27 protein-coding genes are annotated in these 23891 nt (G+C 42.6%); 23 read left to right on the top strand and 4 right to left on the bottom strand.

Features of this window, described 5'->3' with window-relative positions:
* The first annotated feature begins 177 nt into the window (after positions 1–177).
* From BLS23_RS07130 to BLS23_RS07140, 3 genes are all read left to right on the top strand, one after another.
* Entirely contained in the window at positions 178–3141 is a 2964-nt protein-coding gene (locus tag BLS23_RS07130; RefSeq protein WP_244157112.1) for a carbohydrate binding domain-containing protein, read from the top strand.
* A 118-nt stretch (positions 3142–3259) separates the two neighbouring features.
* Positions 3260–3499: a hypothetical protein gene (locus tag BLS23_RS07135; protein ID WP_425250615.1), complete on the top strand. Its 240-nt coding sequence runs from the start codon at positions 3260–3262 to the stop codon at positions 3497–3499.
* 100 nt (positions 3500–3599) lie between these two features.
* Positions 3600–3917 (top strand): hypothetical protein, encoded by a 318-nt coding sequence (locus tag BLS23_RS07140; RefSeq protein WP_089651851.1) that lies wholly within the window; start codon positions 3600–3602, stop codon positions 3915–3917.
* Positions 3918–3958: 41 nt separating this feature from the next.
* On the opposite strand, the gene BLS23_RS07145 is transcribed toward BLS23_RS07140, so the two are convergent.
* Positions 3959–4465 carry a GNAT family N-acetyltransferase gene (locus BLS23_RS07145; RefSeq protein ID WP_089651852.1) on the bottom strand — a complete coding sequence of 169 codons (507 nt, stop codon included), beginning with the start codon at positions 4463–4465 and terminating at the stop codon, positions 3959–3961.
* 11 nt (positions 4466–4476) lie between these two features.
* On the bottom strand, positions 4477–5451 hold the full coding sequence (locus tag BLS23_RS07150) for a glutathione S-transferase family protein (protein ID WP_089651853.1): 975 nt from the start codon (positions 5449–5451) through the stop codon (positions 4477–4479).
* 190 nt (positions 5452–5641) lie between these two features.
* Here BLS23_RS07150 and BLS23_RS07155 point away from each other — a divergent pair, with 190 nt between their 5' ends.
* Both BLS23_RS07155 and BLS23_RS07160 read left to right on the top strand, forming a co-directional pair.
* Positions 5642–6208: an RNA polymerase sigma factor gene (locus tag BLS23_RS07155; RefSeq protein WP_089651854.1), complete on the top strand. Its 567-nt coding sequence runs from the start codon at positions 5642–5644 to the stop codon at positions 6206–6208.
* The gene (locus tag BLS23_RS07160; RefSeq protein WP_167356034.1) at positions 6201–7007 is read left to right on the top strand and encodes an anti-sigma factor; all 807 of its coding nucleotides are present in this window, start codon (positions 6201–6203) and stop codon (positions 7005–7007) included. Before BLS23_RS07155 ends, BLS23_RS07160 begins: the two co-directional genes overlap by 8 nt.
* A 56-nt stretch (positions 7008–7063) precedes the next feature.
* Here the strand turns inward: BLS23_RS07160 and BLS23_RS07165 are convergent, their stop codons facing one another.
* On the bottom strand, positions 7064–7666 hold the full coding sequence (locus BLS23_RS07165; RefSeq protein WP_089651856.1) for a hypothetical protein: 603 nt from the start codon (positions 7664–7666) through the stop codon (positions 7064–7066).
* A gap of 249 nt (positions 7667–7915) precedes the next feature.
* Between BLS23_RS07165 and BLS23_RS07170 the strand changes: the two genes are divergently transcribed.
* The 15 genes from BLS23_RS07170 (at position 7916) to BLS23_RS07240 (ending at position 21276) form a co-directional block, all read left to right on the top strand.
* The gene (locus tag BLS23_RS07170; protein ID WP_167356030.1) at positions 7916–8659 is read left to right on the top strand and encodes a L,D-transpeptidase family protein; all 744 of its coding nucleotides are present in this window, start codon (positions 7916–7918) and stop codon (positions 8657–8659) included.
* A gap of 254 nt (positions 8660–8913) precedes the next feature.
* Positions 8914–9324 (top strand): hypothetical protein, encoded by a 411-nt coding sequence (locus BLS23_RS07175; RefSeq protein ID WP_089651857.1) that lies wholly within the window; start codon positions 8914–8916, stop codon positions 9322–9324.
* A gap of 19 nt (positions 9325–9343) precedes the next feature.
* The gene (locus tag BLS23_RS07180; RefSeq protein ID WP_208599166.1) at positions 9344–9856 is read left to right on the top strand and encodes a GNAT family N-acetyltransferase; all 513 of its coding nucleotides are present in this window, start codon (positions 9344–9346) and stop codon (positions 9854–9856) included.
* A gap of 56 nt (positions 9857–9912) precedes the next feature.
* Positions 9913–10632 carry a hypothetical protein gene (locus BLS23_RS07185; RefSeq protein WP_089651858.1) on the top strand — a complete coding sequence of 240 codons (720 nt, stop codon included), beginning with the start codon at positions 9913–9915 and terminating at the stop codon, positions 10630–10632.
* A gap of 100 nt (positions 10633–10732) precedes the next feature.
* Positions 10733–11269 (top strand): GNAT family N-acetyltransferase, encoded by a 537-nt coding sequence (locus tag BLS23_RS07190; protein WP_089651859.1) that lies wholly within the window; start codon positions 10733–10735, stop codon positions 11267–11269.
* A 262-nt stretch (positions 11270–11531) separates the two neighbouring features.
* On the top strand, positions 11532–12020 hold the full coding sequence (locus tag BLS23_RS07195) for a GyrI-like domain-containing protein (protein WP_089651896.1): 489 nt from the start codon (positions 11532–11534) through the stop codon (positions 12018–12020).
* A gap of 82 nt (positions 12021–12102) precedes the next feature.
* Positions 12103–12645, top strand: coding sequence for a P-loop NTPase family protein (locus tag BLS23_RS07200; protein WP_089651860.1), 543 nt, complete (start codon positions 12103–12105; stop codon positions 12643–12645).
* Positions 12646–12840: 195 nt separating this feature from the next.
* Positions 12841–14202 (top strand): copper amine oxidase, encoded by a 1362-nt coding sequence (locus BLS23_RS07205; RefSeq protein ID WP_089651897.1) that lies wholly within the window; start codon positions 12841–12843, stop codon positions 14200–14202.
* Positions 14203–14283: 81 nt separating this feature from the next.
* Positions 14284–14943, top strand: a complete 660-nt coding sequence (locus tag BLS23_RS07210; RefSeq protein ID WP_167356031.1) for a class F sortase — start codon at positions 14284–14286, stop codon at positions 14941–14943.
* 226 nt (positions 14944–15169) lie between these two features.
* A complete protein-coding gene (locus BLS23_RS07215; protein WP_089651862.1) occupies positions 15170–15823 on the top strand; it encodes a DUF429 domain-containing protein in 654 nt (217 codons plus the stop codon).
* Between the two features lie 88 nt (positions 15824–15911).
* Positions 15912–16682 (top strand): putative hydro-lyase, encoded by a 771-nt coding sequence (locus BLS23_RS07220; protein ID WP_089651898.1) that lies wholly within the window; start codon positions 15912–15914, stop codon positions 16680–16682.
* 92 nt (positions 16683–16774) lie between these two features.
* Positions 16775–17719: a ribose-phosphate diphosphokinase gene (locus BLS23_RS07225; protein ID WP_089651863.1), complete on the top strand. Its 945-nt coding sequence runs from the start codon at positions 16775–16777 to the stop codon at positions 17717–17719.
* A 355-nt stretch (positions 17720–18074) separates the two neighbouring features.
* The gene (locus BLS23_RS07230; protein ID WP_089651864.1) at positions 18075–19658 is read left to right on the top strand and encodes a BCCT family transporter; all 1584 of its coding nucleotides are present in this window, start codon (positions 18075–18077) and stop codon (positions 19656–19658) included.
* A 460-nt stretch (positions 19659–20118) separates the two neighbouring features.
* A complete protein-coding gene (locus BLS23_RS07235) occupies positions 20119–20589 on the top strand; it encodes a hypothetical protein (protein WP_143015238.1) in 471 nt (156 codons plus the stop codon).
* A 342-nt stretch (positions 20590–20931) separates the two neighbouring features.
* Positions 20932–21276: a hypothetical protein gene (locus BLS23_RS07240; protein ID WP_089651866.1), complete on the top strand. Its 345-nt coding sequence runs from the start codon at positions 20932–20934 to the stop codon at positions 21274–21276.
* 46 nt (positions 21277–21322) lie between these two features.
* Here the strand turns inward: BLS23_RS07240 and BLS23_RS07245 are convergent, their stop codons facing one another.
* Complete coding sequence (locus tag BLS23_RS07245; RefSeq protein ID WP_089651867.1) at positions 21323–21892, bottom strand: DJ-1/PfpI family protein; 570 nt, start codon at positions 21890–21892, stop codon at positions 21323–21325.
* A 251-nt stretch (positions 21893–22143) separates the two neighbouring features.
* Between BLS23_RS07245 and BLS23_RS07250 the strand changes: the two genes are divergently transcribed.
* The 3 genes from BLS23_RS07250 to BLS23_RS07260 all read left to right on the top strand — a co-directional run bounded on the left by BLS23_RS07250 (position 22144) and on the right by BLS23_RS07260 (position 23879).
* Positions 22144–23004 (top strand): AraC family transcriptional regulator, encoded by an 861-nt coding sequence (locus BLS23_RS07250; RefSeq protein WP_089651868.1) that lies wholly within the window; start codon positions 22144–22146, stop codon positions 23002–23004.
* Between the two features lie 114 nt (positions 23005–23118).
* Positions 23119–23493 carry a YhfM domain-containing protein gene (locus BLS23_RS07255; protein ID WP_089651869.1) on the top strand — a complete coding sequence of 125 codons (375 nt, stop codon included), beginning with the start codon at positions 23119–23121 and terminating at the stop codon, positions 23491–23493.
* Positions 23490–23879, top strand: a complete 390-nt coding sequence (locus BLS23_RS07260; RefSeq protein WP_089651870.1) for a VOC family protein — start codon at positions 23490–23492, stop codon at positions 23877–23879. The genes BLS23_RS07255 and BLS23_RS07260 overlap by 4 nt, the downstream gene beginning before the upstream one ends.
* The last annotated feature ends 12 nt before the right edge of the window (positions 23880–23891 follow it).

Below are 23891 nucleotides of genomic sequence, written 5' to 3' on the forward strand. Positions count from 1 at the left end.
GACCTGAAGGGAAACCGGTTTCGTTCTATTCATTATAGGAAGATACTCGTTTCCCTTTCTTTTTTAACATATATGTCTTCTGTAAATGGTGATCAAGGAACAAAATCACTTTGTTTAGATGAACCAACACTTCTGAGATTGACTACATACAGCACAAAAATTAAAGGAGGAAGCAGATTGAAGAAAATTTTTTATTGTTTGATTGTACTTTTTATCGTTTTAGGAAGTTTCACTCCCGTTCATGCTAAAAAGTCCGATGGGAAACAAGAAGAAGGAACCCAGTGGTATGAAGAAGGTCTATTTGAAGGGCTGAATAACAAGAAAAATGAAAGCGCATCCATGAGCTATCAAGAATATGCCGTTGTATTAAGTCATCTATTCGGCGTAGATGAGAAAGAAGTCATCAAAAAAACACAAGAAGCAACCAATGATCCTGTCAATCTACGCTCTGCCATTAAACAAGGGGCAGCGAAGAATATTCTTACCGAATTTCTCCCTAACCAGTTGGAAGAACCACTTGATCAATGGGAGCATTCAGACAAACCGCTGAAGCGTAAAGACCTCCTACAGGTGGTGGATGGTTTCGTTAACGCCTACTATAACGAAGCGGGAGAATTCGAAGGGCAGGATATCAAAGGGAATGCATGGATCAATGCATCAGGCGTTACAATCTCTGAATCTACCATTAGTGGAGATTTAGTTGTTGCTAGTGGGAAGGACATCCTTTTAAACGAAGTCACTGTAAACGGAACGGTTTATATCGATGAAGGGATTCAGAATGAAGTTTCCACTGTGAATTCAGATTTGAATCGTGTTCTCGTATATGATGCTGATGAAAAAGCTTCCGATTGGTCGCTCGTTTGGAACGATGAATTTTTATCAGACGAAATTGATTCTAGTAAATGGAGTTATGATATCGGAAACTGGATTGTCGATGAGAATGGAGAGGGCGTCGCTGCTGGTTGGGGGAACAATGAGAAAGAATATTACACAGATTCCAGCGAAAACTCCTATACCGAAGATGGTCAGTTAGTCATCAAAGCTAAAAAGGAAGAAGAACCGATTTCAGATGAGTTTGGAACCTATGACTATACCTCAGCAAAGTTGAAAACAAAAGGTCTCTTCAGTAAGAAATATGGAAAATTTGAAGCAAAAATGAAACTTCCTGAGGGTCAAGGATTCTGGCCGGCATTCTGGATGATGCCAGAGGATGATGTATATGGACCGTGGCCGACTTCTGGAGAAATCGACATTATGGAAGCGGCCGGAAAAGACACGAGTAAAATCGGTGGAACGATCCACTATGGAGAAGAATGGCCGAACAATACGTACACAGGAAAAGAGTATCACTTCCCAGAAGGCGAGGATTACACAGGTTACCATACGTATTCAGTCGAGTGGGAACCAGGTGAGATTCGCTGGTACGTTGATGGAGAACTATATCAAACATTGAATGATTGGTTCAGCAAAGGTGAAAATCAAGGAGATAAGTATGCATATCCTGCTCCATTTGATCAAGAGTTCTACATGATCTTGAACCTTGCCGTCGGTGGCTGGTACGGCGGGGATCCAGATGAAACGACAGAATTTCCAGGCACAATGGAAGTAGACTATGTGCGTGTGTATGAATTAACTGGAAGAGAATACAAAGAGCCCGTTGAACCTGTCGTAGAAGAAGAGACATTGCCGGAAGATGCGAAACAGCCATTAGAAGACGGAAACTTTATTTATGATCAGAACTATGAAAAAGGAATAAATGTGGTGGATTCTCCAGAAAAAACACTCGACTCAACCTATTGGAATTTCCTTAAACTCCCGGAATTCCAAGGTGAAGGAAATCTAACAATTGATGAACTAGGAGGAGAAAATTTTGCAAAGACTGAGATTATTAACCCAGGAAATGCCCTATGGTCTTTGCAACAAATCCAGAAGCTTCCGGTTCTAAAAGGACACACGTACAAGGTATCGTTTGATGCGAAGTCCAATACAACCCGGAACATCATGACAAAAGTATCCGGTGGAGCCGAAAGAGGTTATCCGAATTACTCTGGTGAAAAAACGATGGGATTGACGGAGAACCTACAATCCTATGAGTACACATTTAAGTTCAATCAGGATACAGATTTAGCTGCGCGTCTGGAATTCAATATGGGTAGTAATGGAACAGCGCCTGTATGGATTGGCAACGTCCGTGTAGAGGATATTACGGATCAAGTCGGTGAGGACTCATCGAAGCCTGCGTTGGGCGATGGCAACCTTATTTATAACGGTACCTTCGACCAGGGGGATATGACACGTCTCAATTATTGGGAACTGTCCTCGCAAAATGGTGCGGATGCGAGTGTAGTCGTACCGGAATCTTCTCGAAAAGCTGAAATCACCGTTGCAGAAGAAGGGCAGCAGCCAGGAAACATTCTTTTCTCCCAAGGCGGCATTCCGCTTGCAGAAAATCAGGAATATGAATTGAAATTCGATGCGAATGCATCAGAAGCAAGAAGCCTTCAAGTTGAAGTGGTCAACGAAGATGGTTCTGTCCAGTACTTCAGTGAAGAAGCTGTTTCGCTGACGAAAGAGATGACGGGTTATACATTGACGTTCCAATTGCCTGAGGAGCTATCTGGTGAAGTCGGCCAGCTGAGGTTTCTTCTAGGTGGAGAAGATGGGGATGTGACGTTAGATAACATTCGTATGATTCAAACGTCCGTAATTGTTGCTCCAATCAATTTCCAAAATGGTGATTTTTCACAAGGAATGGAACCATGGGGAAGTTATATTCACTTTGATGCGAGTGCAGATGTTGACGTTGTTGATGAAGAACTCAAAATAGCTATCGAGAATGCAGGAAATGAAACATGGAGTGTTTTAGCAGAGCAGCCAGGTCTTTCCCTTAGCAAAGGGGCTGCCTACACATTATCTTTTGATGCTAAATCAACCCTATCCAGAGACATCGAGGTTACTCTCGAGAACACGAATTATACACGTTACCTCAGTGAAACAGTTTCTCTAAATGAAGACATGGAACATTATGAGTTTCAGTTTGAGATGGTTAAAGATGATGTTACATCTTTGAAATTCTTGATGGGTCAATTTGCAGATGCCCATGACATTTATATCGACAATGTAAAAGTTGAAGTGAAATAAAGGGGTAGACACGCTCTTTGCATAAAAGAGCGTGTCAATTTTTTTAGGGGGAAATTGCCCAGACCGACATCTTCCCCTACACATAGGCTAATGAGAGTTAAGGGAAGGGGTGATTGATTTGGAGCGAGTCTATCATCACGGTCACGGCACCTATGTCCCAGGGTATGGATACCATCATGGCCATGGGACGTACATCCCCGGCTACGGATATCACCATGGGCAAGGGACGTACTCTCCGGGTTATGGCTATGAACATGGGCACAGTTCATACGCGCCAGGACATGGATACCATCAAGGGCATGGCGGGTATAATCCGTGGTATGGTGGGTATCATCACGGTCACGGTGGATTTTATTAATAAATCGATATGAAAAAGGAACTTTCCATGCGGGAGGGTTCCTTTTTTTATGGGCGGATGCATAGGATGCTTGTACAGAGAATTATAGGGAGGCGATATCATGAAGAAGTTTTATCCTTTCTTACTGCTCTTAGGTGTTTTTGCTTTTATCGGTTATATGGAATCCCCCCAGATGAAACCTGAGGATTCATTGCATTACCCTGTCAGTACGGAAAAGAATGAAACCGAAGCTGTGGCTGCAGATGTGAAAGATGATTCGAAGCTGATCATGGAGTTGGAACTTGTACATGAGGGTATGAAGATGGTGGATGGAACGAAAGTGGAAGCTTATCGGGAATACGAGATTTATAAGGATCGGGATGGAAATATCGTAAAAGAAGTACCAACAGAACATTATAATTATTTAGGATATGAATGAAAAAAAGGTCACTCCGGATGGAGTTGACCTTTTTCCTCTTTCTATATGGATCGTCGGAAAGCTTTCACGATGATTCCGTCATTAGCAGGTTCGAAGTCGTGCTCGGGCAACCGCTCGAATCCGTTGCGCTCATACAAGGCGATGGCGTCTTTCATAAAATCACCGGTATGCAGGCCGATTTCAGAATACCCTTTCGCTTTGGCTCTTAAGATGCATTCTTCTATTAAACTGGAAGCGATTCCTTTCCCACGCGCTTGTGGGATGACAGCAAGTACACGGATTTCAGGATAATCCAGTACATCCACATACCCTTCATATGCGTCTGTCTTTGCCGGGAAGAGGGCGACACTTCCTAGAATGTTCCCATTCACTTCTGCCACGATGAGATCTACACCTGGCTGTTGGTCAGCTTCAGAAGAGACAGCCTTCTTCAGTGCATTCCAATGTTCGTCCGGAATCGAACCGATATGGTCTTCGTAAGCAACCATTCTCAGTTTTCGGATCTCAAGTAATTCTTCTTCTTTCGCATTTCGAATCGTAATGTTCATGTCGTTCTCCTTTAAAACCGAAACTTATCTCTCGTCTGGCTTAATTTTTTACGATGATGAGGGGACTCCCATACAGACAGGTCAGGACCTTTAGGTAGAATTTTCTTTTCTGCGAGATTCGGGTTGATGGTGATCGATAGATGATAATGCTGCTTTATGGCATGAAAATCTGTGGTATCACCAAATCCTTCTGTCTGATACAGGTCGCGGGCATACCCCCAAAGGCTCGGGAATTCACGAATCAGATTTCGATTTGTGTTGAATCCATTGTAATAAGCAACATCAAAACGTGCAAGGGTGGTATAAAAGCGTACGTCTGCCTCCGTTATGTAGTCACCCAGGAGGAAGCGGTTTTTAGATAGATGTTGCTCGAGCTTATCGAGGCGTGCAAAAAGCTGGTCATACGCGTGTTCATAAGCTTCCTGGGATTGAGCGAAGCCGCATTTGTAGACGCCATTATTGATGTCGTGGAAAATGACCTCGCTCCAATAATCAATATCTTCTCGCAATTCTTTAGGATACAGATCAGGAGCACCTTCTTTGTGAAAAGAAGCCCAGGCGGTTTCAAAATCTGTGGTCAAGTTAAAATAGTCATTGTTGACAGCTTTTTTCTCATCAATATCAACTATCACTGGTACAGTCGGTCGTCCGGAATAGTTGTTATCTGCATTGAGATAGACTTCACTTACATATTGAATGCCTAGTTCAGGGTCTTTGCCATTTTCATCCAAAGAAAATTCCCAATCCACACGGTCGATCTGCGGGCGAAGAGGGCTTGCGGTTCCAAGACTGATTGAAGTATCAAGTCCAAGGATTTTCCGGACTATGACTGCTCGGTGAGCCCATGGACAAGCGGGAGACCAAAGGAGACGGTATTTTCCTGCTTCTACGGGAAGTTCTTCACCGAAAGAAGCAGTGAAGCGGTTGGTTTGACGTTTGAAGGAACCGTCTTTGTCGATTTCAACAGGTTTATTGGTAGAACTCATTCAAAATCCCTCACTTTCAAGATAATTCAACGGTATCTTTTTTATCGCATGTTTTTTATTAACGGTCAACAAAAACTATCAGGGAAATAGTGATCCAGAATTTATTCCCTTTCGTATGCTTTGTGAAACGTGAAGAATCTCCTTTAAAAAGATATACTAGGAAGACAATGGCATAAAAAGGGGAATTTGAATGAGCAAACCGACGGACTATGAGTTATACGAACAAATCCGTAATAAAGACAAAACGGCTCTCGAAACCCTCTACAACCGATATGAGAAATTATTATATTCATTTGCTCATCGAATGATGAAGGATCAGCAAGCCGCAGAAGAAGTGATGCAGGATGTCTTCATTAAGTTGTGGAGAGGCAAAGGAGCAGGTCAATACGTGAAAGAACGCGGCAAGTTTTCAAGTTGGCTGTTGACCATCACAAGGAATGCTTCCATCGACTTGATCAGAAAAAAGAAAGCCCAGGAAGTGGAGTGGGATCAAAGAGATTCCATGAATGAGGAAATGCCTGGTGTCGAAGAGGTCGTGACAGATAAAGAAGAACGTGACCAATTGCGAAAAGCGATCGACACGCTACCCGATGAACAGCAACGCATGATCTGCCTTTTTTATTTCCAGGGATTATCGCAACGGGAAATCGCTGAAAAATGTGAGATTCCCCTTGGTACAGTCAAAGGCCGGGTCCGGCTCGCATTGAAAAAATTGCGCGAGCATTTGGATGAGAAAGGGGGGACCACCGATGAATGAGAAACAATGCGAGAATGTTCTTGATTACTTGAATGAACAGCTAACAGAAAAAGAGAGAGAAGAGTTCGAACAACATTTACGGGAGTGTCCCGACTGTCAGGCAGAAGTGCAGGAATTGGAGAACCTGATGGGAGGCATCCCTGCATATATGAAAGAAGCGACACCTCCGGCTGGTATGAGGGAACGTGTCTTAAATGATGTGTTCAAGGATGAAGAAAATGAACACAAAAATGAAACGGAAGAAAAACAGGCGCCGGTCCTCTCTCCTAAAAAGCCGAACAAGTGGAAGGTTTGGGCTGGTGCGCTTGCAGCAGGTCTACTCCTCTCCGTAGGTGGTAATATCTTCGCTGGCCTGCAGCTTCAACAACTATCTTCACAAAATGAAGATCTGGAGTCGAATCTTTCTGACCTTCAAGTCGCTTTATCTAAACTCGAAGATCGTGAAAGTGAGAATGGAGATACGATGACACCGACCGAGCGGACGCAGCTTGCATCAACAGGTGAAGCCGGATCTGGAGTCGCGACCCTTGTTGATCGTAACATCGGTTCTGAACTACTTGTCCAAGTGGAAGAATTGACTCAACTTGAAGGGGACCAGGTCTATCAAGTATGGCTGATCGAAGGTGAAAATCCTGAACCAGCAGGTGCTTTTACGACAGATGGTGAAGGTAACGGTGCGGTGACTTTCCGGATTGATGAAGAAAATCAGAAATCATGGGATGCGATCGCCATCACCAAAGAACCAAAACCGAATAACCAGCTTCCTGAAGGAGAAGTTGTATTACAAGCGGAACTATAGGAAGATATTGAGGAGATTGGCTCATTGAGCTAATCTCTTTTTTATATTCAAATGATTTATTCCGGCTTCTTCACCCATAAATTCACTTGTAAATGACTAATCGTCACTTTTATGATCGGTTCTTTCTTTAATTGAATCTTTTCCATTTGGTTTGGAGGAAATAAATAAAACCCAAATTTGTCCCCATTCCGGTAATGAAATCCAGATGAGCCAGAAGGAGTTAACTCATAAGTTTCGTCATTATACACAGCTTCGGCTTCTGCTTTAAAATGACGAGTAAAACCTTTAGTATTCCGTGCATGTTCTAATCCGGAAACTAATGTCGCCCCATCCGCATCATAACTTCCACTTGATCTGAATGTTACTTCGTACGTAGAACCACTGCGCGTTACTTTCGTTACAAAAATTTTATTTTCACTATCCTCAAAGAGCACTTTTCCTTCGTTACTCTCAAGATCACTTAAATTAATTTCTACCGTATATTTTTCTTCCAAAGGGAAGGTCTTATGATAATAACCCTCAATGTTACTAGTTACATAGCTGATCCCTTTGGATTGTAGATGGAAGCCTTCAATGATGCGCGGGATCAGCAGGATGCCGATTACGATGATGGCCATGAGGATATACAACGTATTTAAATGAAATAATCTTCTTATCACAAATTTTCCTCCTCATAAAACCGAATAGTAATCCATTAAAACTAAACATAAAACTTATGCTCATATTACCATAAAATTACAAATAATTGTTAGTTGGTCTTTATGTGGACACGCGCTAATCCTACTGGTGGCTGTCCCTTCGTAAACTTGAAAATTTCTTTATTTCGACAGCCGTTTTCGACAATCATTCCCTCATTTGCCAGAGTATAATGTTTCCATATAAATGAAGGAATTAATGGAGGAAAGAGCATGCTGCTAAAAAAACTTGTGTTTACGCTGGGGTTGTTGTTATTGAGTTCATGTTTGATGGTAAAGCCGGCAGATGCCGCTGAGAAGGAAGCCATTATTATTAACAAAAGCAATAATCAACTAGCTTTTTATGAAAATGGTAAACTTCAGAAAGTTTTTCCTGTAGCAACAGGAAGAACGAGAAGTTTGACTCCGGAAGGGAAATTCTCTCTCGTTAATAAAGTGAAAAACAGGCCGTGGTATAAAGAAGGCATCCCCGGTGGTGATCCAAGGAATCCATTGGGCGCGAGATGGCTTGGGATAAAAGTTCCGGGGGACTGGGGACATACTTCTGGGAATATGTATGGAGTGCACGGAACCAATCAGCCGTCTTCCATCGGAACTTACGTATCCAGTGGATGTATTCGTATGTATAACAAAGATGTCATATGGTTGTATGATCGAGCGGATAAGAATATTCCAGTTTATATTACAAGTTCCTCCTCATCTTTCACAGCATTAGCGCAAAAATATGGAGTTGGGGCTAATAAAGCAGTTGCAGGAAATGAATTTTTTAATGAAACATTAAGGTATGGCAGCAAAGGAGATTCAGTGGCCATTCTGCAGAGAAAACTCAACATAAAAGCTGATGGAATGTTTGGTCCACAGACCTTAAGAGCTGTTAAGAAGTATCAAACGTCGAAAGGGTTAGTAGCTGATGGTATTGTCGGGCCAAAAACAAGAAAAGCATTATTCAGTAAATAGTTAAGAGCAGCAAGATCTAAGTTGTGAGCGTAAGAGATAATGCCAAACGAAAAGAAGCCCCTTCTCTAATGAAGCTGAAAAATTCCTTTGAATCTTTAGCTTCTTTTTTATGCTTGGAGAAGATATAGTCATTCAGGATAAATATTCGATTTTTTACTTTTGAAATGTAACTTTTCCATATTATGGTCGTCTTATAAAAGTGGGAGGGATGGGGGATTAGAAAAATTTTAGTAGTATCGGGTCTTCTATTATGCATGCCGTTGGCCATTGGGGTGTTTTATTATTTTTTAACACCTCCAGAACATCCCATTCCGAATGTCACAACAGCTGGAATGAGTGTCCCTGTAACAGAAGGTTCCTATTGTTGGAAAGGACCTCGATCAGCTGAATGTGTAGATAAAGTTTTCACAGATCCCATAGATATGGGAAAACAATATGAACCGACCGGAGTAGCTCCTAATCAAAAAATCAGCGTGCGTTTTGATCAAGCCCCTGCGCAAGAAATGAAAATAGAACAATGGGTAGAAGAGGGTTATGTGAGGGAAATTGATTTTAAGAGAAGTGAAGTAATGGCTCCCATCGAAAAAGGAGTGTATGTCTATTATATTACGGCTCAGTGGAAGGAAGGGGGTGGCCATTACGCTTTTTCAATAGAAGTAAAATAAACAAGATTGCAAAGGGGAGATGGACTTGTTATTGACAGATCGGACAGTTATGAAAGAGATTCAAAACATAGATCTTGAAGAGGTAAAGGAACTTTACTTAAATCCAGTGGTCAGAAAATACCTAGGAGGTCCACGTGATGAGGATAGTATGGCTGCGCTCTTTGAAGGAATGCAGACCTCAGATGAAAAGTTTCTCTATTTGGTGGTACGTGAAAAAGGAACCAATCATTTTATTGGGTTAGTTTCACTTGATCCTCATCATGATGGGGAGAATATCGAGATTTCATATCAATTCCTGCCTCGTTGGTGGGGGAAAGGGTATGGTTCTGAAATTGTGGAAGAAGTCGTAGGCTATGCTTTTAATGAGATGAATCTCCAAAAAATTACGGCCGAAACGCAGATGGCCAATGTGTATTCTTGCAGGCTTTTAGAAAAAACAGGGATGAAATTAGAGAAGACCCTCTCTCGTTTTGGTGAAACCCAATGTATTTATTCTATAAGACCAAATGAACGGCGTATCTACATAGGTTAGATATCTTAGGAAATATAGGCAAGTTTTTTGGGGTAATAAAAGAAAGGGATGACAGAGTGAAGAATTCTAAAAAGCGTATTTATTCCCATGTAATTATAATCTTCATTGTTTTCATGACTGCTGGATGTCAAGACATAAAGGGCAAAGAAACAACTTTAACTACAGGTGAAGACGAGTCTGGTGTCAACCATCACACAGAGACGGGGTCAACGGAAAAGGAAAGTGATCAAACAGATTCCAGCGAAGAAAAAGGTACTTCGAAAAACCAACCGGAGAGCGCATCTTCAGAAGAAACCGGTGAAGATGAATCAAACGCTAACCCCTCAAATGACGAGAATTCTAATCAACAACCAGATGGTGAAAAGGTAGATCTGAACCCTTACACATCTAATGAAATAGAGTGGGCAAGAGTTTGGTATCAACTAGCTCCCAACCAACAGATCGACAAAATGTATGTGAAAAAGATTTCCGCTGGCAGCCTAATTAATCCTAACCATGAAGAGAGTGCTGTTTATCCTGAGGATGTGATTCAGTTAGAAGGTACACGCTTAGTCGATGGAGCCGTCACTTATAGTGGTAACGGAGATGGCACAGTGAATGTCTACAATGTACCCGCCCGGTGGAATGAAAAGCTGAATGGAGAAGTGGATAAGGATGAGATAAAAAAAGTCACGGAAGATGTAATGAAAACCACAAAGCAAGTGAGGATTAAGGCAGTTTCCAATGAGGACATCGTAGCGTTGATCGAGAAGATACAAATGGTAGATCCACAGTGAATTTTTCCTGTAGGCTAAGATCCCTCATAACGTAATCACGCGGGCTGGTGGACACTTAATATGGGTCATGGTAGGGAGAACATAATAGAAGGAGGGTGTCATGCTGTTTGAAAATGGTGATTTACTAGTAAGGAAAGTAGTGAAAGAAGATCATGATGTACTATCCAAATGGCTTTCAGACCCTAGAGTACTTGAATATTATGAAGGAAGAGATCAGCCTTTTAATCGGAGTAAGATTGAGAATGAATTTATTTCCTTTGGTGATGAAAAGACACAATGCCTTGTCGTATATAGAGGGATGAAAATAGGATATATCCAATTTTATGAGTTAGATAAAAAAATGAAAGGTCAATATGGGTATGTGGATCGGGTCGTTTATGGAATGGATCAATTTATTGGAGAAGTAATGTATTGGAACAAGGGGATGGGCTTCTTGCTTGTTACGTCTATGGTTGATTATTTACTTGAGAATAAATGTGCAGATAGGGTGGTGATGGATCCTCAAGTAAGAAATGAGCGGGCTTTAAGATGCTATGAAAAGTGCGGTTTTCGAAAAGTGAAGCTGCTTCCAAGTCATGAGCTTCATGAGGGGGAGTATCAAGATTGTTGGTTAATGGATATCCAAAGAAGTCAATGAAGCCATGAATCATGAACTTTTTTGAATAGGTAAAAGTCATTCCCGATAAAATAGTTGGAATAAAATATCCTATTTTTAGCCTTACGTTTGCTTTATAGCTTATGGCGCTTTATTAATGTTGAAGTATTGATCTGAAACCTATAGATGTTGCAGGAATAGAATTCTTCGTGGAGAAAAGGTTTATTAGGAAAGATTACCTAATGACCATCGTTTATGTTTCTTAATGGAATCAAAAATGAATGTCACTTTTGGAGGTGAAGAAATGGATCCGAAAATCATAGCGATAGAGGAAAAGACGTTGATTGGAAAATCGAAGAGGATGTCTTTAGATGAAGATTCTACTCAAGAACTTTGGAAAAGTTTTATGCCGTACCGTCATTCCATTCCTAATCGTACCGATGAAATGTTATACAATATCAAGGTTTTTGATCGTGGATTGGATTCTGAGAATTTTAGCTCTTCTACAACTTTTGTTAAATGGGCGGCAGTGGAGGTTGATCAATTCTACCCTGAGGAAATGTCAGCGATGGAAACCCATCTTTTGAGTGGTGGGATTTATGCGGTCTTTCTGCATCGCGGGCCCGCAAGTGAATTCAACCAAACGTTGCAATACATATTCAGAGAGTGGCTGCCATCTTCATCCTACGTCTTGGATGATCGGGAGCACTTTGAACGGTTTACAGAAGATTATCGTCCAGCTGACCCTGAGGCCGTGGAAGAGGTGTGGATTCCTGTTCAATACCGGGGATGAGGGGACGAACATGATCATCGATTTCTTCAGGAGGTGGGGGTTTGAGGATCATTAGGAACAATCTTCACAAAGGGGGAGTCTAGTGAACGACGTAAGGAAAATACATATCATCGGTTCCGTAGCAAGCGGGAAGACGACGCTCGCAAGAAAACTATCTCAAGGACTGAACATTCCATATTATGAATTGGATAATGTGGTGTGGGAAAGGCACCAGGCAGGTGATATTCGAAGAACAGAAGAAGAGCGGGCCGAGTACCTCAAGAAGGTTGTTAAGAAGGAAGGATGGATTATGGAAGGTGTTCATAATGAGTGGTGGGTGGAAGAAAGCTTTCGTCATGCGGATGTCATCATCTTCCTAGATACCAAATACTCCGTACGGACATACCGGATCATCAAATGGTTCATTTTACAAAAGTTACGGTTGGAAAAGTCCAATTACACCCCAACCTTCCGAATCTTCTTCAAAATGTTCAAGTGGAATAAGTATTTTGAAGAGAACGGGAAACCGCACTTTTTTCAAGCATTTGAGGAAGTTCAAGATAAAGTGCTGAAAGTGAGCAAAGTTAAAGAGTTGGAACAGAAATTGCATTCCCTCCGATCGACTTCACCAGTAGAAAATAAGTGATGCAGGAATTGACAGTGCCTATAGAAAACAACCGTGAAAAAGGTGGTTTTCTTTTTTGAAAAGAATTTTTGTTGATATAACAAGGGTTTTAGCCTTTTTTAAAACTTTTTTTGTTTTTTTGTGATCCAAAATGCATCTCCTCTCGTTAGCTTAGTGAAATCAAAATTAGAGGAGTGGTTGGAAATGAAAAAACAAATCAACTGGAAGAAGTCTTTAATCGCTTTGCCGATGTCCGCAGCGCTTATGTTGCCGACAGCCACGGTTACGTTTGCAGATGATCACGGTGATCACAATGAAAAAATGTCAGATGTAACGGTATCGACACCGGCTGCTGATTTACGCGCAACACTTGATCAGTCCCTTTCCGAGCACGCCTACCTTGCCGTAGTAACCATGCAGAAAGGAATTGAGGGAGCTGAGGATTTTGATGCAGCAGCTGCAGCCCTTGAAGGAAATACACAAGATCTGACCGCAGCGATTGCTTCTGTCTATGGAGATGAAGCAGGACAGCAATTCGAATCCATGTGGTCAGAACATATCGGTTATTTTGTTGATTACGTAAAAGCGACAGCTGAAGAAGATGAAGCGGGACGTGAAGAAGCGTTAAACAATTTGGACAACTACCGTGAAGATTTCTCCATGTTCTTGGAAACAGCAACAGATGAACGTTTAGAAGCTTCCGCGCTGGCTGAAGGTCTTCAAATGCACGTGAATCAGCTCGTCGGTGCTTTTGACAATTATGAAGAAGGCGACTTTGATGAAGCCTATCAAAAACTTCGTACAAGTATCGATCACATGTACGGAGTAGGAAAAGGTCTATCCACAGCGATTACCGACCAATTCCCGGATAAATTCGAAAATACTAACCCAGCGACACCAGCCGCTGACCTTCGTGCAGACTTGAACCACTTGCTATCTGAGCACGCAGCCCTTGCCGTCCTTGCGATGCAAAAAGGAGGCGACGGTGCGGAAGACTTTGAAAATGCCGCAGCTGCGCTCAGCAACAATACGGAAGATCTTTCTGCAGCCATCACTTCTGTCTATGGAGAGGAAGCGGGACAGCAATTTGAAGAAATGTGGTCTGAGCACATCGGTTACTTCGTCGACTATGTAGAAGCGACAGGGTCAGGAGATGAAGAAGCAAAAGAACAAGCCTTGACTGCTTTGGACGGTTACCGTGCCGACTTCTCCGAGTTCCTTGATACAGCGACAGAAGGCGGATTAGAAGCAGAAGCAACAGCGGAAGGTCTTCAAATGCACGTGAACCAATTGACAGGATCTTTCGACAGCTATGTAGAAGGTGACTTTGACGCAGCCTATGACCAGCTTCGTGAAGCGTATGCGCACATGTATGGAGTAGGTGAGGGCCTATCAGGTGCCATCGTAGCGCAAAACCCTGAAATGTTCGCATCCAACATGCCTTCGGAAATGCCTAAAACAGGTCTCGGCGGAACAGCGGATGACGGAATGAATGCCTGGATGATTGCCTTCGCCAGCATGGCAGCCGTCCTATTCGCAACAGCCATCGGCGTACGCAAAAGCAAAAACAATGCATAAAAAGTAATTACCAAAAATTTCTACCCCTGGTCATACAGATATTTCCAGGGGTAGTTCATTATAGATGGAAGGTGAATGGATATGTACAAGTGGATTCCACTGTTGTTTCTCTGCTTCTTGTTTGCGTGCTCGAGTGCTCAGGAGCCGGATGCGAGTATGGATGCTGAACAAAAGGCAGCGGATACGACAGAGCAGGCGCAGGAAAAGGGAAGTTTAAGAGAAACGTATGACTCCCAGAAAATAAATGCATCCACAACTTCTGAAACGACCGAAGAGACAGCGATCACACCGAATACCGTAACTATTCCCGCGATTGATGTGAAAGCGGATATTGAGAATGTGGGTCGTTATGCAAATGGTCAGATGGGAGAACCGGAAAGTGTGGATGGTGTGGGCTGGTACAAAGATGGTTATCAGCCAGGAGCGAAAGGAAGTGCCGTTCTTGCGGGCCACGTAGATAGCCTTACAGGTCCGGCGGTATTTTATAACCTGGAAGACTTGCAAGAAGGCGATGAGATCATCGTCACAGATGAAGAGGGGACAGAACAAACGTTTATTGTACAAAAATCAGAGGCTTATGATCGAAAGAACGCGCCATTGAACAAGATTTTTGGTTTTTCTTACCGAAGACAGTTGAACCTCATCACATGCACAGGGGAATTTAATAAAGAAGCAGGAACCCATGATGAACGGTTGGTCGTCTATGCCGTCCATGAAGATGATGTGAATCCTGCAGGCTAAACAGGTATCTATCTTCATATAGATGCCTGTTTTTATTTCCGAATGAAATGTCGTTTTTTACAGGGTTATTCTCTTAAATACTGAAATATTGCTAGAAATACTGATATGATCCTGTAAATAGTGATATCATGGTCGAAATAATGGTAAACCCAACTCTCCATTAATAAAGGTTAAGAAATCGGTACTTCAAGATGAAATCTCACTGAACGCTGAAGGAGGTACGCGGATGCAATACATAGGCATTGACTTATCGGGACCCAGCAACACCAAAGACACCGTGCTCGTGCATTTTCACAAGGAGAAGGACAAGCTCTATTACAAAAAACATGAAACACCGATGAGTGACTATGCTTTAATTACATACATAGAATCTCTAGCGGATAAAGACTCCGTCACCATCGGCGTGGACGCTCCTTTATCCTATGAAGATGGGGGAGGGGACCGGGAAAGCGACCGATCCTTGAGAACATTCGTAACTAAGCTCGGCATGAAGGGAGCGTCCATCATGCCCCCGACAATGTTGAGGATGGTGTACCTATCGTTGAGAGGCATACGCTTTACAAGGGAAATCGAACGTCTTTCAACCAAATACGAAGTTCATATCGTTGAAGTTCACCCCGGAGCGGCGCTTGGGGCAAGAATGGAAACGATTGATGATGTTCTTCATTACAAGCAAGACCTTTCCATTCGCAAAAGAATACGGAGATGGTTCGAAACACAACAATTATTAGATATCCCGGAAGTGATGGCCCAGGAATCCCACACCATCGATGCTTGCGCTGCCGCACTTGCTGCCTGGCATTGGCAGGATCCTGACTTTGAGCCGGCTTGGCTGTACAAAGCATTCTTACCTCTTCACCCTTATGATTTTTGTTGTTGATCTATGAGTGATGATCCGGTAAAGATGAATGAGTCATGTATAATAGAACTTAAGATGAGTTTCAGATAGAAAAGGAGACGAGATCATGATGGAACCTTTTAATGTAAGAACGGCGATGCGAAAGGAAGAACACACTGGTACAACGTCCGGATTATGTGAAGGATACATTCAAACCAATATGGTGACACTTCCGAAAGAGTATGCTTTCGATTTCCTATTGTTCTGCATGAGAAATCCGAAGCCATGCCCTCTCGTCGAAGTGATGGAAGCGGGGCAGACGGTCCCTCAAGCGGCTGATGCGGATATCCGGACAGACTTGCCGCGTTACCGCATTTATCGTGATGGGAAGTTTGCTGAAGAAGTCCTGAATATCTCAGACGTGTGGCAGGATGATTTCGTCACTTTTCTGATCGGGTGCAGTTTCACTTTTGAAAAAGCGCTCCTTGATGGCGGTATTCCGTTGTTCCACCAGGAGCAGAAAAAAGTCGTGCCCATGTTCGATACAACCATTCCATTAGAGTCCGCTGGGATTTTTAAAGGGAATATGGTCGTCAGTATGCGAGCGGTCCCGAACCATTTAGTCGATCAGGCCCTTGCTATTTCGGATCGGTTTGAACAGTCTCACGGGAGTCCTGTCCATATCGGGTCACCAGAAGAAATCGGCATCAAGGATCTGCAGAGCCCGGATTATGGGCAAGCCGTCGATTTTGACCCTGCAGAAGCGACACCTGTTTTTTGGGCGTGTGGGGTTACACCACAAAATGCTGCACTCCAAGCGAAGCCATCCATGATGATTACCCATGCCCCCGGTCATATGTTGATTACCGATCAGTTGGACCCGAATTATAAAAATGGGTAACTCTTACCAAACGAGGTTCCGAACTTGCATCCAACTCCCTGTAGTGATAAGTTTTTCTTAATGAAATCTTTACAAAAACGGGAGCGATACATATGGATACACAATCACAGATGAAGCTATTCACTTTAAACTCCAATGAACCATTGGCTCAAGAAATATCAGAAATTCTGGAAGTCCCTTTAGGAAAAAGCAAAGTCGTCCGTTTCAGCGATGGAGAAGTTCAAATCAATATTGAAGAAAGTGTCCGTGGGGATGATATTTACCTGATCCAGTCCACATCCCAGCCTGTCAATGAGCATGTGATGGAAATGTTGATCATGGTCGATGCCTTAAAGAGAGCTTCTGCCAAAACGATCAATGTCGTTATCCCTTATTATGGGTATGCACGTCAAGACCGGAAAGCACGTCCCCGTGAACCCATTACAGCGAAGTTGATCGCCAACCTTCTCGAGAAGGCAGGCGCAGACAGAGTCATCACGCTGGATTTACACGCTCCGCAGATTCAAGGATTCTTCAATATCCCTGTGGATCAGCTACAAGGCATTCCCATTCTTGGAGAGCATTTTAAAACGAAGAACATCGAGGACCTTGTCGTCGTTTCTCCTAATACAAGCAGCATGAATCGGGTAAGAAAAATGGCTAATATTCTTGATGCCCCGCTTGCTTTCATTGATAAACGCAAAGCGGAGCCCGGGGAACCTGAGATCCGTGATGTCGTCGGTGATGTCGAAGGCAAAAACGTCATCATCGTCGATGACATGATGGATACAGCGGATACCGTGGCTGTCGCTGCTGACATTCTCCATCAGAATGGAGTCAACGACATCTATGCCTGCGGAACGCACGCCGTGTTATCCGACCCTGCCGTCATCAAAATCGAACAGTCGCCAATCAAAGAATTAGTGATCACGAATTCAATTTTCCAACCGGAAGAAAAACAGATTGATAAAATGACCATTCTTTCTGTCGCTCCTCTGCTCGCGGATGCCTTGTTACGCGTCCAGCACGAGCATTCCGTGAGTGTCCTGTTCGATTAATAGCTTATATTCAAAGCACCTCTTTCCGAAGGGGTGCTTTTTTATGTGATTCTATTCTTTTGTAATCTATAATAGCTAAATTATAAAAGAAGGACTGCATGTTATAGATTTACTGCTCACAGTTAACTAGCCTATCTCAGCTAACAAATGCTTCAACATCCTATCAATCTTTACCATACTTCGATTTGACGAGTTGTACGAACATCTCTATAATTAATCCCTATGTGTTAAGAAAAGTCTCAGAACAAGGGGAGTATTCGTTTTCTGAACGTCTAAAGAACAAAGCCATTGTATAAACGTCATTGACTTAAAAATAAATTAACTATCACAGGTTATTAAACCTAGGAGGAAAATAATGAACGAAAAAACGAATAGGAGAACGAGAATTGACTGGATCACATTCAGCATCAGCGGAGGCTTTCTCGTCTTATTTTTACTCATGTCTCTCTTGAATAAAGACCTGATGGGAGAATGGATCTCAAGCTCGTTCGACTTTTCTGTTACATTCTTTGGTGCCTTTTGGCAACTGCTGCTGCTTGCTACATTCGTAGTTGGTGTCTCGCTGGCCCTATCGAAATATGGAAAAGTGAAATTAGGAAAAATGGATCGACCGGAAAACAGTTGGTTCCGCTGGGTCTCCATGATTCTTTGTACATTGCTTGCGAGTGGCGGTGTCTTCTGGGCAGCCGGAGAACCAATCTATCATTTCTTAACGACACCACCGCTTTTTGCGGATGAGGGAATGACAAGTGCACAGGCCGTCGTACCTGGGTTAGCGCAAAGCTTTTTCCACTGGGGCTTTACGGCATGGGCATGTTTAGGTACAGTAGCTACGATTGTACTGATGTATGCGCACTACCATAAAGGGTACCCGTTAAAGCCAAGGGCCATTTTCTATCCTATGGTTGGAGAGAAAATTTTCAACAAGAAAAGCGTCATCGGAGCTACAGCTGATATCGTTTCTGTCATTGCTGTAGCCGCAGGAACGATTGGACCGATTGGCTTTTTAGGACTACAAGTCGGTTATGCTTTGAACTATTTATTCAATATCCCGGACACGATGTTCACTCAGTCACTCGTGATAATTTTCCTTGTGACAATCGCTGCTATTTCTGCAGCTTCTGGTGTAGATAAAGGGATTCAACTGCTCAGTCGTCTGAATGTCGGTTTTGCCGTCGTTCTTATGATCGGCATGCTCATTTTAGGACCAACCATGTTCATCATTGATTCATTCATCGCCGCGGAAGCCTTTCAACTTCAAAACTTCTTACGTATGAGTCTTTATCGCGGAGATAGTGGGTGGCTCGGTTATTGGACCGTCTTCTTCTGGGGTTGGTTCCTCGGTTTCGGACCGGCGATGGCGATGTTCATCAGCCGAATCTCCAGAGGACGTACCATTCGTGAGCTGATTCTTGCCGTAGCGATCATCGCTCCGATTGTGAGTAATTTCTGGTTTGCCGTTGTCGGAGGGTCTGGTTTGTTTTACGAACTGGAATCTCCGGGAGCCATTTCTACAGCCTTGAATAACACAGGAATGCCTGCCGCGGTAATGGCGATTATGGAACAAGTGCCATACGGGATGGTTATGGCTGCTGGATTCTTAATGGTTACGGTCATTTTCGTCGCAACCACAGCCGACACGATGTCCTATTCTGTCGCTGTCACGATTACAGGTGATACTCATCCGCCACGTGTCCTGCGTGTGTTTTGGGCCCTGCTTTTTGGAGGGATCGCTGCAACCCTTCTCGGTATTGGAGAAAGCAGTATTCAAACCCTGCAAAACTTTATCGTGGTTACCGCTGTTCCGGTTTCACTGTTGTTGTTGCCGCCTGTATGGCTGGCGCCGAAAGTGGCTAAGCGGATGGCGAAGGAACAAGGGCTGATTACGGAAAGAAGTGTACCTGTATCCGTTGAGAAAAAAGAACGTAAAACATCATAATTGAGCTAAGCCGCTATTCTATCGATTTTCTGCGATAGAATAGCGGCTTTTTCATTACTAACGTGTGATTGTTGCCTGATAGTGCTGAATAATTTAATAAGGTTCATGAAGTCAGCTGTGGGACTTTACTCTAGAGATGTAGAGGTATGCGGGGGATTTGAAAAACATACGATAATAAGAGGAAATAGAAGTTTGTTCTAGTTCATTCCAGCTTTTTAAGAGAGACCATTCTCGAGCCACTACCTTCATTACCTTTTTTGGAAAAAGGAAGTGACAAAATATCAAAAAATCTAACAGAATAAAACTAACATTACTCATAACTATTGGTATAATAGTTATTTTGGTTCTACCTATTCTAACCAACCATCTTATGACGTTTCGTTGGTTCAAAGTTGTCGGTGATGAGGAAACTTGGATCGCTTTTTACGGAAGTTACCTTGGTGGGATCATTGGAGGGTTGATGACTCTGGCAGGTGTTTTGCTAACGTTCAACTACCAAACAAAAAATAAACAACAAGAAGATGAAGTGAATGAACATAAAACGCTGCTTTTACTATATCCAAAGTTTCTTTTGATAAAATCAAATTTAAAGAACATTAGGTTTTCTTTGGAAAACAATCACCAAATGATAGAAAAGGAACAAGAATGGAATAAGATTGAGCGTGAAATGTTCAAATGGAGAATAAAAAGGTTAGCTGAAAAACTGAACTTTCTAGAAGAAATTGATTCTAGTAAGCTACTGCCAGACACGATTGTAAAACTCATGGATTTGAATAGGGAATTAGAAAATATATATGTGGCTGTCTCTGTATTAGAGGGGAACTTTGAAAGTGGGTTTCCGTCTGAATCATGGGAGGAATATTCCAATGGAGTTAAGGATGCTATTGAACTGTTGGATTTAACAATTAAGGACTTGAATATTCAACAATGAAATATTGAAGTCGAAATAGAACTGTATAAGTGATCTCCTCACAATGCACAAGCTCTTCTTATTATATCTCAAGACGCTCTTTCTTAGCTGGAGTGATCGTTCCGTTTCCATAGAAGAACACTTCTAAAATGAATTTGTGGCAGTTCTTTTAGGAGACGGCTTTTTAAAGACGATCACACCTCATACACGTTTAACATTTCAATAGGTGATCGAACATTTTCCCTTCTCAAATAGACATCTCTCGTAAACTCCATATGGGTAGCAGGATTGGATAGTAGGTTTCTACCTTTTCCTATTAGGGAAAATGAATGTTATTAAACAAGTTACTCAGGAGGAATCTTAATGCCTAATGAAAACAAACAAACCTTCCATATCACAGATTACAACGACTTCAACCGCGTCTGCGTAGAAAATGATGGACTAGCTTTCCCAGAACTCAAAAAAATGATGGAAGACTACATACTGAGTCAGGCCACCATGGAGTTCAAAGAATGCTGGATCCAGGATCAGCAAGTGGAAGAAGGGGAAGTCAGAACGGTACAAGTCAATTTCCTGGATACGAACTCTAATAACTTTATCCGCCTGTGGGGTTCGAAAAACAATGAAACGGAAGAAGTATTAAATATGAAAGTGGATGCCATTGACTTGAATACGGAAGAAGTCGTCTATGAGCGTCAATTAACATGAAATAGATAAGGCGATTAGCTGTTATACAGCTAATCGCCTTATCTATTTATGAATTAACCGTCGTTCCTTTCACTTGCTTCACAAATTCCTTCATGATGGATGGCAGGTCTGGCCACGCGTGACCGGATATGAGGTTGTCATCGACATAATTCATTTCATCCATATATTCAGCACCCATACTCTCTACTTCAGGACGACATGCATGATAGGCAGTCATCTTACGACCTTCTACTACGTCAGCAATCGTCGTCAATACAAGGCTGCCATGGCACATGACAGCAATCGGTTTTTCGGCGATGAAGAAATGGCTGACGATTCCTGGCAGGTCATCATGCATGCGAATATGTTCAGGGGCACGGCCACCTGGAATGATAAGCGCATCGTAATCATTTGGATCGACTTGTTCGAAAGTCATGTTTGAATCGATCATGTAGCCTTTTTTCTCGGTGTATGTTTCCCAGTCTTCAAAGTCGTGGATGACCGTATTCAGTTTCTTCTGGTGAGGTGCGGCAATATCAACATCAAAACCTTCTTCCAAACAGCGGAAATAAGGATAATACACTTCCAAAGCCTCGACAGCATCTCCGGTCACAATCAACACTTTCTTTGCAGTCATCTTTCACCCTCCTAAAGTAGAATTACATAAGGAGTAGTACCCTTATTCTCTTCTTCGATAACCACTAATTTCCGTCAGTCCAAAGAACATGTTACTTTTACTTTTTGAAAAAAATCCATGGACAGCGGAAAAAGGATGTTCCCTTGATGGAAATCCTTTTTTATTATGAAGAAAACCTGACATCAGGAAGCACTCGCTGTCAGGTTTTCATGGTAAAGTATGGATAGAATGAAAGTAAGGGAGGAGACGCCATGAGTTGGATCCAATCGATGCAGAAAGCGATTGATTTCATGGAGGATCATTTATTAGAAGACATCTCCATGGAAGAGATCTCACAAGCTGCTCATACATCACTCTTTCACTTCCAGCGTATTTTCAGCCTGCTTACCGATATGACAGTCGCAGAATATTTGCGAAGACGGAGGTTGACGCTCGCAGCGCAGGAATTGAGAAAAGGGGAACGGAAGATCATTGATGTTGCCTACACGTATGGCTATGAAACTCCCGAGTCTTTTTCCCGGGCCTTTCGGAAACAGCATGGCATCTCACCGAGGGAAGTGCGAAGTTACAGGGGGAAGATGACTGCATACAACCGCCTGGTTCTCCAGGTCAATTTAAAAGGAGCTGATCCGATGGAGTATGAAGTGGTGGAAAAAGAAGCGTTTCAGGTTGTTGGTATGAAAGAAGAATTTTCCTGCGTGAACGGTGAGAACTTGAAAGGCATTCCGCAGATGTGGGGAAAAGTGAATGGAGATGGTACAGACCAAAAATTGTTAAAAGAAAACACTGGTCCTGTAAAAGGTCTTCTAGGCATTTGCGTCGACAAAACGGCTGAGAAAAAGAACCACATTGACTACTGGATTGCAGCCGCCCGTGATGGTGGAGAAGTGGAAGGTTTGGAAATGATGGAAGTTCCAAAAGCGAATTGGGCGATTTTTGGTGTTCATGGCGCGATGCCTCATGCCATGCAGGATACATGGAAGAAAATCTATTCGGAATGGTTTCCTTCCAGCGGCTATGAAAATGCTGGTGGGCCAGAGCTTGAAGTCTATCACGATGGGAATCCGAACAGTGAAGATTATTACTCAGAGATATGGATTCCAGTTAAATAGTTAGGGAGAGCACAGTCCTTTGTCGGATTGTGCTTTTTCTTATGGAATAAAGGATTTTATTGGCAGAGTGCAGAAGGTAAATAGTATCAATTCATGTCCAATGGGAGGGAAGTCGTGAGATCATTTCTTCTGTTTCTCGCCGTTTTCCTGACCTCATGTTCACCACTTTCGGTACACATTCCTGAGAAGATGACCATTCATGAGATGGAAAGTTTTGAAGAAAAGAAACAAGGAAAAGCATATGTCATTACTGATAAAGAAGATATTCGGAAATTTCAATCAGGAATCTGGGGCGCAAGAAAGGAATCTGGAGCTGTTGATCTTGATGAGCCCGATCTTTCCTTTACATTAAATAAAGAGTCATATTTTTTATGGTTGGATTTAGGGATAATCATGAACCAAGCGAATACCCATACCCTTTATATACTAAAGGAACGGGATCACGAGAACATAAAAAGGATCATAGTGGAGAGGAATGACAGACTGTGAGCTTTTTTTCAGGAGTCTATCAAATCAATGTGAGAGTAAAAGAAATCAAAAAGGCTGTTGAATGGTATGAGGAAATCCTTGGTTTACGCGTCTTGAAAGATTACGGAAAAACCGTTGTTCTTGAGCATGACAGAGGAGTACCGGTTTGTCTGATTGAAAAGCCTCCTCATATCGAACTACCGGACAACTTGGATGGGACTCATCCTGTCTTCAGTATCTTTCCGACCAGCGTGGAGGATTGCAGGGCAGCTTTAATAGAGCGTGGTGTTGAAGTTCTGGAAGGTGGTAGTAAAGGTCATTTCAAATTCAGAGATTTGGACGACAATCTATTAGAAGCTTATTTACCCGGCCTTTATGAGGAAGCTCGTTTCAAGCCATATCGTTGAGGAGGGGAAGAT

Source organism: Halobacillus aidingensis (assembly GCF_900104185.1).
GTDB classification, from domain to species: Bacteria; Bacillota; Bacilli; order Bacillales; family Halobacillaceae; genus Halobacillus; species Halobacillus aidingensis.

Excerpts from the sequence above, each read along its gene's own strand:
- BLS23_RS07195 (WP_089651896.1), top strand. The coding sequence starts at position 11,532 with ATGGATCCGAAAATCATAGCGATAGAGGAAAAGACGTTGATTGGAAAA.
- BLS23_RS07160 (WP_167356034.1), top strand. The coding sequence starts at position 6,201 with ATGAATGAGAAACAATGCGAGAATGTTCTTGATTACTTGAATGAACAG.
- BLS23_RS07215 (WP_089651862.1), top strand. The coding sequence starts at position 15,170 with ATGCAATACATAGGCATTGACTTATCGGGACCCAGCAACACCAAAGAC.
- BLS23_RS07240 (WP_089651866.1), top strand. The coding sequence starts at position 20,932 with ATGCCTAATGAAAACAAACAAACCTTCCATATCACAGATTACAACGAC.
- BLS23_RS07220 (WP_089651898.1), top strand. The coding sequence starts at position 15,912 with ATGGAACCTTTTAATGTAAGAACGGCGATGCGAAAGGAAGAACACACT.
- BLS23_RS07155 (WP_089651854.1), top strand. The coding sequence starts at position 5,642 with ATGAGCAAACCGACGGACTATGAGTTATACGAACAAATCCGTAATAAA.
- BLS23_RS07210 (WP_167356031.1), top strand. The coding sequence starts at position 14,284 with ATGTACAAGTGGATTCCACTGTTGTTTCTCTGCTTCTTGTTTGCGTGC.
- BLS23_RS07245 (WP_089651867.1), bottom strand. The coding sequence starts at position 21,892 with ATGACTGCAAAGAAAGTGTTGATTGTGACCGGAGATGCTGTCGAGGCT.
- BLS23_RS07225 (WP_089651863.1), top strand. The coding sequence starts at position 16,775 with ATGGATACACAATCACAGATGAAGCTATTCACTTTAAACTCCAATGAA.
- BLS23_RS07230 (WP_089651864.1), top strand. The coding sequence starts at position 18,075 with ATGAACGAAAAAACGAATAGGAGAACGAGAATTGACTGGATCACATTC.
- BLS23_RS07170 (WP_167356030.1), top strand. The coding sequence starts at position 7,916 with ATGCTGCTAAAAAAACTTGTGTTTACGCTGGGGTTGTTGTTATTGAGT.
- BLS23_RS07175 (WP_089651857.1), top strand. The coding sequence starts at position 8,914 with ATGCCGTTGGCCATTGGGGTGTTTTATTATTTTTTAACACCTCCAGAA.
- BLS23_RS07235 (WP_143015238.1), top strand. The coding sequence starts at position 20,119 with ATGACTCTGGCAGGTGTTTTGCTAACGTTCAACTACCAAACAAAAAAT.
- BLS23_RS07190 (WP_089651859.1), top strand. The coding sequence starts at position 10,733 with ATGCTGTTTGAAAATGGTGATTTACTAGTAAGGAAAGTAGTGAAAGAA.
- BLS23_RS07250 (WP_089651868.1), top strand. The coding sequence starts at position 22,144 with ATGAGTTGGATCCAATCGATGCAGAAAGCGATTGATTTCATGGAGGAT.
- BLS23_RS07145 (WP_089651852.1), bottom strand. The coding sequence starts at position 4,465 with ATGAACATTACGATTCGAAATGCGAAAGAAGAAGAATTACTTGAGATC.
- BLS23_RS07140 (WP_089651851.1), top strand. The coding sequence starts at position 3,600 with ATGAAGAAGTTTTATCCTTTCTTACTGCTCTTAGGTGTTTTTGCTTTT.
- BLS23_RS07180 (WP_208599166.1), top strand. The coding sequence starts at position 9,344 with ATGGACTTGTTATTGACAGATCGGACAGTTATGAAAGAGATTCAAAAC.
- BLS23_RS07150 (WP_089651853.1), bottom strand. The coding sequence starts at position 5,451 with ATGAGTTCTACCAATAAACCTGTTGAAATCGACAAAGACGGTTCCTTC.